At 40.0% G+C, this 13,259-nt stretch carries 10 protein-coding genes; 7 read left to right on the forward strand and 3 right to left on the reverse strand.

Features of this window, described 5'->3' with window-relative positions:
* Window positions 1-43 precede the first annotated feature (43 nt).
* The 4 genes from H7A25_01050 (at window position 44) to nadB (ending at window position 6,202) form a co-directional block, all read left to right on the forward strand.
* On the forward strand, window positions 44-433 hold the full coding sequence (locus H7A25_01050) for a cytochrome c maturation protein CcmE (GenBank protein ID MCP5498462.1): 390 nt from the start codon (window positions 44-46) through the stop codon (window positions 431-433).
* The gene (locus tag H7A25_01055; protein ID MCP5498463.1) at window positions 430-2,631 is read left to right on the forward strand and encodes a heme lyase CcmF/NrfE family subunit; all 2,202 of its coding nucleotides are present in this window, start codon (window positions 430-432) and stop codon (window positions 2,629-2,631) included. The genes H7A25_01050 and H7A25_01055 overlap by 4 nt, the downstream gene beginning before the upstream one ends.
* Window positions 2,632-2,836: 205 nt before the next feature.
* Window positions 2,837-4,600, forward strand: a complete 1,764-nt coding sequence (locus tag H7A25_01060) for a S41 family peptidase (GenBank protein ID MCP5498464.1) — start codon at window positions 2,837-2,839, stop codon at window positions 4,598-4,600.
* Between the two features lie 45 nt (window positions 4,601-4,645).
* Window positions 4,646-6,202, forward strand: coding sequence for an L-aspartate oxidase (gene nadB, locus H7A25_01065; GenBank protein MCP5498465.1), 1,557 nt, complete (start codon window positions 4,646-4,648; stop codon window positions 6,200-6,202).
* Window positions 6,203-6,282: 80 nt separating this feature from the next.
* On the opposite strand, the gene H7A25_01070 is transcribed toward nadB, so the two are convergent.
* Both H7A25_01070 and H7A25_01075 read right to left on the reverse strand, forming a co-directional pair.
* Window positions 6,283-6,963: a DUF1566 domain-containing protein gene (locus H7A25_01070; GenBank protein MCP5498466.1), complete on the reverse strand. Its 681-nt coding sequence runs from the start codon at window positions 6,961-6,963 to the stop codon at window positions 6,283-6,285.
* A gap of 9 nt (window positions 6,964-6,972) precedes the next feature.
* Window positions 6,973-8,484, reverse strand: coding sequence for a BamA/TamA family outer membrane protein (locus H7A25_01075; GenBank protein ID MCP5498467.1), 1,512 nt, complete (start codon window positions 8,482-8,484; stop codon window positions 6,973-6,975).
* A gap of 152 nt (window positions 8,485-8,636) precedes the next feature.
* Between H7A25_01075 and H7A25_01080 the strand changes: the two genes are divergently transcribed.
* Entirely contained in the window at window positions 8,637-8,999 is a 363-nt protein-coding gene (locus H7A25_01080; GenBank protein ID MCP5498468.1) for a PilZ domain-containing protein, read from the forward strand.
* 96 nt (window positions 9,000-9,095) lie between these two features.
* Window positions 9,096-11,012, forward strand: coding sequence for a DUF1554 domain-containing protein (locus tag H7A25_01085; protein MCP5498469.1), 1,917 nt, complete (start codon window positions 9,096-9,098; stop codon window positions 11,010-11,012).
* 56 nt (window positions 11,013-11,068) lie between these two features.
* On the opposite strand, the gene H7A25_01090 is transcribed toward H7A25_01085, so the two are convergent.
* Window positions 11,069-12,373 (reverse strand): acyltransferase, encoded by a 1,305-nt coding sequence (locus tag H7A25_01090; GenBank protein MCP5498470.1) that lies wholly within the window; start codon window positions 12,371-12,373, stop codon window positions 11,069-11,071.
* A gap of 159 nt (window positions 12,374-12,532) precedes the next feature.
* Between H7A25_01090 and H7A25_01095 the strand changes: the two genes are divergently transcribed.
* The gene (locus H7A25_01095; protein MCP5498471.1) at window positions 12,533-13,258 is read left to right on the forward strand and encodes a hypothetical protein; all 726 of its coding nucleotides are present in this window, start codon (window positions 12,533-12,535) and stop codon (window positions 13,256-13,258) included.
* Window position 13,259 lies beyond the last annotated feature (1 nt).

Genomic DNA, 13,259 nt, shown 5'->3' on the forward strand with positions numbered 1-13,259 from the left:
GGGAAAGTCTAATCAAAAAGCATGAGCCTTTAAGGACAAAGTTATGAAGAAGAAATTTATCCTCTTAGTTTCATTGATTACCCTTTCTCTGGGAGCCATAGCCATTTTATCCTCAAGAGAAAGTTCGTTTTTATTGATCGACACAAACCAGCTCGCAGAAAACCCCTCACAGTACAATAAGGAAAATCTCAGAGTCCGGGGGATGGTAAAAGTAGGAAGCCTGATACGGGAAGGCAGACAGGCAAAATTCACATTAGAACTGGAAGGAAAAGAATTCCCGGTACATTACATGGGTGGAAAGCTTTTACCGGATGCCTTTAAAGAAGGTGTTCGAGTCAGGGTAGATGGCAAATTAAAAAAAGGTGTTTTAATATCCGATCATGTTGAAGCCAAGTGTGCTTCCAAATATGAGGCTGAATACGATAAAAAATGAATTTAAATGATCTCGGTGCTCTGAGCCTTATCTGTTCTTTTAGTTTACTCAGTTTTAATTTATTCCAGATTCTATTTGGTTTATATAAAAAACATGAAAAAGCACTTGAATTTAGCCGCTACCTATTGATGGCAAATTCGGCTTTGGTCTTCCTATCCTTCTTAATTCTTTGCACACAATTAGCCAGGATGGATTTAAACAATCATTATGTGGTTATGCACTCGAGTCAACATCTACCTTTGTTTTATCGGGTTACTTCTATCTGGTCGGGCTCTTCCGGCTCCTTATTGTTCTGGAATCTTTTATTAAACCTTTTTGGTTTTATTCTCTTATGGAATACGAGAAACATGCGGGGCAATAGAATTTCTCACATGGTTTTAACTTTAAATATCATTGCCTTATTCTTTACCTATCTCGCGGTGTTCTATTCCGATGCGCAACCCTTTTTAGAATTTCAACCGGCAGCCCTTGTAGGTCGGGGTTTAAACCCCTTATTACAACACTGGGCCATGGTGATTCATCCTCCTATTTTATATATTGGTTATGTTAGCTTTGCTGTTCCTTTCGCGATTGCTATGTCTGCCCTGCTTACAGGAGAATTGACTGCCGACTGGTTGAAGATTATTCGACGTTGGACTATTTTTTCCTGGCTGGCCCTCGGAACAGGAATCCTACTCGGTTCCAAGTGGGCTTACGAAGAACTCGGTTGGGGCGGCTACTGGGCCTGGGATCCGGTGGAGAATGCTTCTTTAATGCCCTGGCTTCTATCCTCTGCCTTTCTTCATTCTATAATTATTCAGGAACGAAGGGGAATGTTAAAATTTTGGAATATGCTTCTAATTATCCTTACCTTTCACTTTACACTGCTCGGAACCTGGATAACCCGAAGCGGTGTATTAGAAGGACCGCATAGTTTTTCAAAATCAAGTATCGGAACTCCTTTTATTATCTACATCATTCTTAGTTTTTTAGTATATACAGCTATTCTAATCTACAAGCGAAACGAACTTCAACCGGAGAGAGACTTAGAAGCCATTACTTCTAAGGAAGGAAGTTTCTTTTTGAATAATTTTCTCCTGGTTCTTTCCTGCCTGGTAATTCTCTTAGGTGTTTTTTCTCCCCTATTGTATGGAAAAGAATTCAAGGCCCCATGGTTTAATTCCTGGGGAGTTCCGGCCGGTCTGATGCTTATGTTACTAATGGGCGCTTCTCCCTTACTGGCCTGGAGAAAAGGAGCCAGTACTATCTTTTTTAAAAGCCTATTTCGACCTTTTCTTTTCGGGGGACTTGTAGCCCTTTTATATAGTTTTTTATATGCCAGATTTTTTACAAGAAGTGACTACAACATCAGTGATTATTTAGGGGAAATTTATTCAACCCTGACAGTCGGACTCGGTGCCTTTACCCTTGCCGGGATCTTTCAGGAATATCACAGAGGTATTCGAGCCAGACAAGCACAATTTAGGGATAATTATTTCAAGACCGGCTTCACCCTTTTACTAAACAATAAAAGACGCTACGGGGGATACCTGGTTCATTTTGCCCTGGTTCTAATTTTTATTGGTTATGCAGGAAATGCTTTTAAACAAAATACTTCCATTCGTTTTTTTTACAACCTCGTAAATCCATCATCGGATGAAGTAGTGTATGTAAGCCAGGACAAAGGGATTGTCGGAAATTATGAAGTCGAAGCCAATACCTTAAAACTTAAACCCCTGATAAATGGAGATCCTTCTGAAGGGCCCAGTATTTATAATGTGATTGTTTCACAGGAAGCAGCTTTTAAGGTGAAGCGACACCTTACGGACTCCGTGCGAATGGTTACCGAAAGAAGGTTTTATCCCCAGATAAATCACTTAAATGCCGGCTTTGAAACCCATATTCCTACCAGTGAACCATCCATCCATTCGACAGCCAAAGAAGATTTTTATATCCAGATTGGTGCGATTGAAAGCGCTATCGGAAACGGAGAGAATCCAAATCTTCCGATGATGTATATGGATTTTTATTTTGGAGCCAGAAGTTTTGAAGAGAAGATGCAGAAATATAAAAATTTCCCAAACCAGGTGGTCGCGAATTTAGAAGTCTGGGTAAATCCCCTCGTTAAGCTTATCTGGATAGGTTCCGTTTTATTTTTCCTTTCCGGTCTACTTATCCTTTTACCGCTGGGAGAAAAAAGATTTCCGGTCAGGGATTAGAAGATTAACCTCGTGCAAGCTTCCTTTTTTTAAGAGGAAACTATTTTTTTCTTAGAATAATTCTTAAAATTAAGGTCTATTTTATTGACTTAATCTATTGGGGTAATAATTTGAATAAACTAAAAAAAGCCAGAGGGAATTTGTTTTGAAAAAGAAGTCTCTCATATTGATTTCACTCGCAATTACTTTCGTTTTTACCTCTTTTTTGCACTGCGAACCCAGTCGCAAGAGTAAAAAAGAGCCACCTGCCGATTTTACCGCCAGGGATCTCGAAAGCGTAGTTTTAACTGTAGATCGGTATTATATAGACAAAAATATCGATAAAGAACGGGCCTATACCGATGCAGCTGTTTTCGCAATGATGGCACTTCCCAAGGGATTGTACCTTTATCCCAGGGAATACTATAAACAGAGAGAACAGTACGAAGATAAAGAAGATATTTTACCGGGAAAAACCTTTCAACTTTCACCATCCGATGAGTTTCTGGTTTTCGAACCGGACTATGTAGAACTGGAAAAGCGTCGAAAAAAAAAGTTAGATGAAAAGCCCAAAAAAAATAGCAAAAAGGATTTAGAAGATCTGGTCAAAAAAGAACAGACTCGTAAAGACTTTTTAGCTTCCAAATGGAAAGAAACCAAGTTTGGAAAAAAAGATTTCGAAAGAGTCATCTCCTTCATAAAAAATAACCTGACTAAATACAATCAATCTCCTTTTAAAGAGGAAGAACAGGAAAAAGATGAAGACGATGAAGATAATCATGAGTTTACCATGAGAGATGTTTATCTCGCTGCTGCCAATGGTTACTTAAACTCTCTGGATCCTCATTCCAATGTTTTTTTAAAAAAAGCCTGGGAAGAATCCATGGCCAAGATTACGGATTCCAGTTTTGAAGGAATCGGTGCCATTTTAAGTGGTGGTGGAAACCGGGATGTAGTAGTCGAAAACCCTCTGGAAGGAAGACCAGCCGTAAAAGCCGGGCTCCGTGCAGGTGATATTATTGTCGCTGTAAACTCAAAAAGAACCAAGGGTTTAAGCCTTGAAAAAGTCGTAAAATATATCAAAGGAAAGAAAGGAACCATTGTTACTCTTACTATCAAGAGAACAGGTTCAGATAAATACTTCGATATAAAGGTTAAACGTGACAAGATTGAGATTCGAAACGTATCTTCAAGACTCATTAAAGGGAATGAAAATATTGCTTATATTAAGCTTACCGGTTTTGTAAAATCTCCAACTGAATCCTCGGATACTGAGATTATTAAGCATTTCCGAAAACTCAAGCGACTTGCTCGGAAAAAAAATGTTAAGTTAGATGCCCTTATCCTGGATCTTCGTGGAAACGCAGGGGGATACCTTGATCTGGCCATTGATATTGCTGATATGTTTGTAACCGAAGGTCTCATTGTAAGTACCAAAAGTCCAAACCGTAGTCCGGAAGAATCCTATGCCCGCAAAAAAGATCTAACCGATCTTCCTCTGGCTGTTTTGATCAATGCAAAATCAGCATCCGCCAGTGAAATTGTAGCCAGCGCTATTAAATTTCATGGAAGAGGAATTCTCTTAGGCGAAAGAACTTTTGGCAAAGCAACCGTTCAAAAGCTAATGGATTTACCCGGTAACGGTGCCTATGTACTCAAACTAACCCAGGCAAGATACTACTCTCCATCGGGCAGAACCATACAGGTTGTAGGTGTTGAACCTGATATTCCTGTATCCAACGAATTAGATGGTTCCTTTCCTTTTCAATACAGGGAGGAAAATATGTGGCACCATTTACCCAAAGTTCCATCGGATACAATACAGGTAAAAAAACACTATGACGTGGAAAAAATCAGATCCTGGGTGGAAAAAAATGGAAAAGCGGAAAAGTTTTTAGAAAAACATAAAAACGATCCGATTAAACCGGATATTCAATTAGTTCGTTCCATAGACTACATCAATGGAATGCTCTCCACTCCGAGGAAATAAACTGTGAGAACAGACTTCCTCGTAATCGGAAGCGGTGTCGCGGGAATGTTTTGTGCCTACAAACTTTCTCGCTACGGGGAAGTCACGATTATTACCAAAGAATTCGACTATGAATCCAATACTTACTACGCCCAGGGTGGCGTAGCCTCCGTATTTTCCAGTACCGATGACCCTGAGATACACCTGAAAGATACCCTTGAAGCCGGAGCCGGACTCTGTGATATAGAAGCAACACGAATTCTGGTTCAGGAAGGTCCGGGCTGTGTTAAAGAACTTTTAGAGCTGGGTGTTCCCTTTAATAAAGATAGTGAAGGAAACCTGGATCTCGGTCTGGAAGGTGGACACCGGAAAAAGCGTATTGTCCATGCTTATGACAGAACCGGTCGAGAAATCGAACTTACCCTTCTTACTGTAATTAAAGCCAATTCCAATATAAAATTACTCGAACACCATAACTGTGTGGACTTAATTACCGGTCACCACCTGAAAAATAATACAGATTCTGATATAACCTGCTATGGTGCTTATGTGTTAAATACTAAGAAAGGAGAGGTTTTACCTATTCTTGCAAAAAAAACCATACTGGCAACCGGCGGTGCAGGACAGACGTATTTACATACAACGAATCCAACCATTGCCACAGGTGATGGAGTAGCCTGTGCATTTAGAGCGGGTGCTGTTGTAAAGAATATGGAGTTTTACCAGTTTCATCCGACCTCCCTTTACCATAAAGATGGAGATTCCTTTTTAATTTCGGAAGCTGTTCGGGGAAAAGGTGGAATTTTAAGAAGGCCAAATGGAGAAGCTTTTATGAGCGAATACCATTCCATGAAAGACCTTGCTCCCCGTGATATTGTCGCCCGTGCTATAGATAATGAACTCAAGAAAGGCGGCTGGCCCAATGTATTTCTGGATGTAACCCATATTACAAAACCCGAAATTATGCAAAATTTTCCTTCTATCTATTCCCGCTGCAAATCCTTAGGGATAGATATAACCGAAGAGCCCATTCCTGTAGTTCCGGCTGCTCATTATATGTGCGGGGGAGTGACTACTGATGTACAGGGAAGAACAAATATCCGAAATCTTTTTGCCTCCGGAGAAGTAGCCAGCACGGGAGTCCATGGAGGAAATCGTCTCGCGTCCAATAGTTTACTGGAAGGTCTGGTATTTTCTACACGAATCGCTTCCTTTATCGGAAAATCCGATGATAATATCTTTCAAAAGCAACACGATGAAATACCGGAATGGAATAAGGAAGGTGTAAAGAATACAGAAGAATGGGTACTTATTTCCCATGACTTGAAAGAAATTAAGACGATTATGAATGATTATGTGGGTATCGTTCGTTCCAACCTTCGCCTCGAAAGAGCCCTCAGAAGAATCGAGTTAATCGGAAAAGAGGTAGTGGATTATTACAATCGAACTACTGTTACCGGTCCTCTTCTGGATCTGAGAAACCTTGCCCTGGTAGCAGAATTGATTATACGTTCAGCTATGATGCGGAAAGAAAGTCGCGGACTTCATTATTCTACTGATTATAGAGAAGATAGAAGCCCATCCAGACAGGATACAATTCTACAAAATCTTCTGAATAGATAAGAAAACACCGAACTGTGATTGCCGTTCCTTTAGTAGGTCTTCAGACCGTACCAAAGGGCGGCAAGCTTATTTTTGAGATATTAGTAATTCCTTACACAACGAACGTAGTATTTATCTGATTTTGGAAAATAGGCTTCTTTGCCAAAATCATCTTCTCCAAAATAGATCGCTCTTCCGGTCAGGCCGGAAGGATCCAGCTCATACGCATTAGATGACCAGTAGTACTGACTGACCGTATTCGGAAAATATTGAAGCAATGCTGTTTTTCCGCCACTGGCCAATTTTACAAGTTCCGCTGTTGTAGCTACTCTCCAATCACTTTTTCCATCAGTTCTATCAGTGTTACAGGAAAGAAAAGCCTCACTCAGAATTCCTGCGGAAATATCTGTTTCTCGAAGAACCTGAGGAATGGTAAGGGTGTTGCAATCATTTGTGGCGAGATTACAAAAATTGAAAGGAGTGGCCGAATACAGGTAGTTATCATTCGGAGTTATGAGCGAACCTGTAGTAGCTCCCTGACAATCATTCTGGGCTGCTCGGTATACCTGTCCCTGGGTACATTTCTTCCATTCGATACCCAGACTTTTATCTCTTATAGTTCCACGACCTGTATCCTCAAGATATGAATTTAAAATAACCCCGGTAAGAATGGTTTTACTTTCTTCTTCCGGAATTCCGTAAAAAGTTTTCTCCGGTTTCGCTTCACAGAAATGGAGTAAGACAATAAGAAATAGAACGCTAAATTTTTTCCAATGTTTCATGAATAGACCTCAAAAAATGTGATTAAAGTTCATATAAACCTGACCGGAGTTTTCTCTGGAACTGGCTACATCCACATAGATAATAGTGGATTGATTCCAGGCTATCCGTAAACCCACACCGGCAGAATATTTATAATCTTTCAGGCTGGCATTCTCAGCCCTATCCCAGACTCTACCAAAGTCAAAGAAAGGAACCAGATTGAAGGCAAAACCCGGTACTTCGTAAAATTTCCAGCGCACTTCCAGGTTTCCAAAACCCATAGCCGGTCCTACAAATCTATCCTGCATATAGCCTCTGAGAGTAGTTCTTCCACCCAGACCGGAAATGTTGGTTTCAGTTCCCCACATGTTTCTGTATTCAAAAAAGGGAGCATTTCCTTTTGTGTTCACAAAAGAAAGTTTTCCGGCCAGAACAAATTTCTCAAAAACTTTCGGGAAGGGGCTATAAAAGACCCGAACGGAATAAAACATTTTATTATACTGAAAGTCAGAACCTATAGCCTTTTCAGCCCTCTCATGGGTTACCTCTGCAAAAACTCCTTTATTCGGATCGGGTTCAAAATCCCTGGTATCATAGACCAGTCCAAATCTGAGTAAGTTTATATATCCCCCATTATAACCGCTAATTTTTTTAGCTTCTGCATCCTCGGTCAATTTAGTAGTACCCTGTACAGTAGGGACATTTACATTCATAAAAGCAATGTCCGTATTTCCATAATAGGGGTCTTTCGCCTCGAAAATTTGTCCATCATAGGGTTTTACATTGGCCTTTGAAAGCCGGGTGCCAAAAACAGCCCGCATAATTCCATCAAAGAAAGACCTTTCCAAACTAAAGTTAAACTGGGGATATTCCATATCGTATCGATAATATTTTTTATCCGTTACATAACCTGTTCGAAACGCCGGATTTTGACTCTGGATTAAACTATTAATTTGCTTATCATCTACATATTGAGCCTCATACCCCCTTGCCGGTCTTCTATACGCCAGGGCTTCTTCTGTCTTATTAAATTTGGCGTTCGTCACCCTGTGTCCCGCCGGATCGTTTCTGTCAGTATAACTCAGGGGAGTAAGAGTGGATTCACCAACTCCGAAAAAGAGGTTATTCGGATTGGAGTCATACACAAAACTGGAGCGAAGTCGAAACTTCGTATCGAAAATATAAGGAGAATCCAGATCGATAGAATGCCACTGAGCATTCTTCGTAGTATTCGAGTAGTGAAAGAAAATTCTGTGGCGATAGGGGGTGTATTCAAAAAAGGGGTCTTTTCTATCTTTATTATTAATAAGGTACAATCTACCCCCATAACCAAAACCGTTATTCGCATCAAAATAGACAAAAGGCATACCGGTCGGAAACCAGCCTTCTACCTTTTTTTCAGCATCTTCCTTTTTTAGGCGTTTCTTTTCAGAAATGGGAAAAGGAAGGCCCTGTTTTCCACTATCTTCTGCTTCATCGGCGAATACAGAAGAGCTCAAAACGAAACCATAGATCAAAAAAATTGAGAGAAAGAACTTCATTATTACTTGCCTTTGTTTTTTTTATCAAGAAGGGACTCTTATCTGAATGCCAGAATTATCAGTAGACAGAATCAGGGTCAAACACTTTAATATTTTTCTATTCAATAAATCCTTGCTAATTCAGGGTATACTGAAAGATAATTCTATTTACTATGTCAGAAGATCACAGACATTCGATACGAGTCTATCCAAGAGACTTTAAAGACTATGATATATTCATTCAATTAGAATTTGGAGATTCTTATAACGGACACATGGGGAATGTTTCCGAAACCGGATTATGTTGCATTATGCCGGAACAATGCGAAGTCAGTACGGGTGATGCCCTTTCCGGATACATACAACATATTCCTATGGGAGAGAGAATTTCCTTCAAAGGGACAGTTGTCTGGGAAAAATCTTACGAATTTCAAAAAAAAGTGAATCGCATGTTGGGCATTCATTTTGAAAAAGCGATTGTCCTTCCGGATCATTTATTTGCACTAAGTTTATCTGTAGAACCTCCCGATTTTTGAACTTATTGTCAAAATCTATCAAGTTTTATATTTATTTTATTCAAACTGATTTTTTTGAAAAAATAAACAGCTTGAATTGTCTAAGAAAGAAGGCCTATGATTTTAAATAAATATCGATTCTTACAACTTTCCTTTATCATTTCTCTTTTTTCCTATTGTTCTTCTCCCAAAGGCGCCCAGTTCAAAGGAGTTCTTAGCCTGGTTGGTGATATTGTAGGGAACAGCTCTACTTATACAGTTGGGGGTTCTGTTAGTGGTCTGAGTGGAACTTTAGTCATAATAAATAATGGGGGAGATTCTTTAAGCCTGAATTCGGATGGGAATTTCACGTTTCCAACTGCTTTAAACGATTTATCGACTTATGAGGTAAGCATATCGTCACAACCTACAGGTCAATTCTGTACCCTGAGCAACGGTTCCGGAACCATTGCTTCTGCAAATGTCAGCAATATATCCATTAGCTGTAGCAATTTTACGATTACATATTCTGCATCCGCTTATACCTATAGCTTAAATACAGCTATTTCTACCCTGACACCAACAGTTACAGGGACAGTGACTTCCTGTACTTCCAGCCCCGCTCTTCCGACGGGATTATCTATTGATTCCGCTTGTGTAATTAGCGGAACTCCTACAGCCACACAGGTAGCCAGCAGCTACACCATTACGGCTACCGATTCAGTAGGAAATACTGCCAGTGCCGGTTTATCAATTACCATAAACGCAGACCCTCCTTCTGCCCTGACTTATACAGGAAGTCCTTTTACTTTTACCCAGAATACAGCTATTTCTACCCAGACTCCGACAAAAACAGGAACCGTTACTTCCTGTACTTCCAACCCGACTCTTCCGAATGGACTATCTATTGATGCGACCACCTGTGCAATCAGCGGGACTCCTACTACTGCACAGGCTGCTACAACTTATACCATTACGGCAAGTAATACTTATGGTAGCACAACTGCGAGCATCAGCATTACAGTAAACGGGATAACTGCTCCCTCGGCCCTGACTTATACCGGAAGCCCCTATACATTTTTACAAAATGCAAGTATTTCAAGCCAGACACCGACGGTAACAGGAACCGTAACTTCCTGTACTTCCAGCCCCACTCTTCCGGCCGGATTATCTATCGATGCCAGCACCTGTGCGATAAGTGGAACTCCGAGCACTGTACAGGCTGCCATAACTTATACCATTACAGCAAGCAATGCAGGAGGAAGCACTACAGCCAGCATCAGTATTACCGTGAACTCTTTTAGCTACACAGGTTCTACTTTTGTATTTAAAGCCGGCACTGCCATCAATTCTCTCAGTCCTACCGGTGTAGGAACAATTACTGCCTGCTCATCAACACCTACACTGCCTGCAGGTTTAAATTTATCTTCAAGTTGCGTAATCACAGGAACGCCAGGTTCCGCTCAAACAGCCACAAATTATACCATTACAGCTACTATAAGCGGTGGAACTCCGAATACCACCATCAGTATAAAGGTAGCTTCTACTCTGTACCGGGTGTTTGTTACCTCTACTACCTACACAGGAGACTTGAAAACCCAGGGAGGAGCCGGGGACGGACCGGCCGGTGCAGACAACCTCTGTAATGCGGATGCCAATAAGCCTTCTACCGGAACCTATAAAGCCATTCTTTTTGCCTCAGGAATTAGAGAAGCAAATCCTACACCCAATAACTGGGTACTATACGCCAGTAGTACCTATGTCCGTGCTTCCGATTCAGCTCATATTTTTGATACGAATACTTCGAGAATTTTTACATTTGGAAATCTCACTTCTCCTTTTGACTCGGGCTCTCAAAAGGAATACTGGACAGGATTCAGGGGGGCTGGCTGGGAATGGGAATTGGGTTTATACACCTGTGTTAACTGGACTTCAAGCTCTTCTTTTGTTACAGGCAGGTTCGGACAGAGTGATGCAACAAACTACGATTCCATTTCCACAGGAATTACGAACACCCGTAACCAGCAAAAACATTTACTCTGTGCAGAACAATAAAAAGCCGGACGCACTAAGAGCGAGCCATCGATGGCTCGCCTGCCTATAAAAGCTATTTATTTTGGTCGTAAGACTATATTCTCTTCTTTTTCTTTCTGGGCTTTGAGTGTCTCTTTGAATTTTAAAACTAAATTATCTTTCCATAGCATAAAAGGACGCTCTGCGAATAAATGAAAGATATACGAATAGAAAAGCGTAATAAAGCAGAGTGGTAAGAACCAGGCCAGGATATGCCAGTAAGTCAGGGAAGTTGTATAAATCGCATTTTTCCAAATCTTTGGTGTATATACCTGCATGACAACAAGGTGAAGAAGGTAAGCTCCGTAGGAAAGTTTTGCTACGGGAGAGAAACCCTTCCAGGATAAAATCTTTTGTGGCAGGCTGCCTTCTCTGAGTGTTAAAATCATGATTACTCCCCAGGCTATACTGAATATATTGAAGCGTATCACCTGGGAAAAAAAGCCGGGTTTAAATTCATTTACAAAGATAGAATAAAAGAAAATGCTTAACCACATGGATAGATGAAGAGTTCGCCTGAGAATAACCCTTTCCATTAACCAATCAATCCAATGCTTTCGATTGTCATAAATATAGGCAGCAATAATTCCGTAAAAGACCGAGTCTATGTGTCCGTGAAAGGGATAATATACATAAGTATTATACGATATATTACCTTCCGGCATAAGCGCATAGACTACATAAAAACGGTAAAGTAAGGGCAATAAGGCGAGACCGATTAGAGAACTCAGTTTATAACGCTCCGGGATAAAACGATAGACTCCCAGTAGAAAAAAAGGAAAAAGAAGATAAAATTGTTCTTCAAGGGCTAAGGACCAGCCGTGCACAACCGTCCTAGGCAGATAATTACTCAGGTAAAGAGCATCATTAATTAACCAACTTTTCCAGAAAAGTTTGGTTTCATGCCCCGGTGGTAGAGAATTTATATACTTAGGTAAAAAATACCCCCCCCAGATAAGAAGGAAAATATAATAAGGAGGAAAAATTCGGAGAAGTCTTTTTATATAAAAAAACTTTATTGAAACAGTCCCGGTTCTTTGTAACTCCCGTAATAAGGGTCCGGAAATAAGGAATCCGCTTAAAACAAAAAACATATCCAGACAGGATGAACCATTTAATAAAAAGTTGGATATAAAGAAATTGATAGGTTCCTTCATGTCCCTAAATTCAGGTTTTAAAAAGGACTCATAGCCCCTGTAAAGGTGTGCATAAAAAAGCATAAATAACGCAATCGCTCGAATCCCGTTCAGAGAAGCCATTTCTCTCGGATCGACCCGGAACACATTGAAAAAATAATCATTCCAGAAGCTGTGCTTTTTCTTTTCTTCTATTGTTTGCGACATATTTAGTTCCTTATTTAGAAATAAAAATAGAACCGTGTATTTCAATTCTTTTTTCTTTTTACAGGCTAAGTCATTTTTTTACAGCTTTTCTACAAGTGAAGAAAAAAGGATTGGACGAAAGTTTTTTTTCTGAGATCCTTAATCTGATTGGGAGTGAGAATGAAGACGATCCTATTTTCTATTTTTATACTTTTTGTTACATCCTGTGCAAGCCAGTTTGAAAAAGAAAAACTCGCTTTTGAAAAAGATAAATTGACCTTCGATAAAGAGAAACTTGCTTTTGAGAAACAAAAATTCGACTGCGAAAGAAGGAATTTTAAATGTCCCTGCACTTCGAATTGCAATACGGAAACGAAAACCGCTCCCTGTACCTCCTGCGGAACGACTGTAATCATAGAAAAAAAAAAGCCGGATTGTGAAAGAATAAATCCTCCCGCTGATACAGAAATTCGTAAATTAGCCCAAAACGGAGGCTGGCACTATTCACCCGAGCAAATAAAAAATGGAATATGCAAAGGAGATCCGAAAGAAGCATTTTATAAACTCTTTTCAAATACAGAAAGTTATGTAGCCGAAACCCAGGTTCCTGCTACAAAAAAAAGCAGTTGCATTAATAATGTCCTTTTTAGTGGAAAAGCTGTTTTGTATAAGTTAATGGAAGAAAGAACCGAAGAAAATAAACTCAGTTCTTCTGAAAGAGCCAGAGTAGATAAAGGAGAAATTCTTCGTGACATTGTAAGCTATAATAAAGAAGCGAAAGGTAGAAGTTTTTATTATGAATGCTATCCGAGCGATTCCGCTCGCGCCTGGAATTCCTGTTCCTGTATTCTTTATGCTTCCTACAGGAATGGTGAAGATGGTCTGGCACAGAGAATGAAACAATAAA

The sequence above is a fragment of the Leptospiraceae bacterium genome, from assembly GCA_024233835.1.
Classification (GTDB): domain Bacteria; phylum Spirochaetota; class Leptospiria; order Leptospirales; family Leptospiraceae; genus JACKPC01.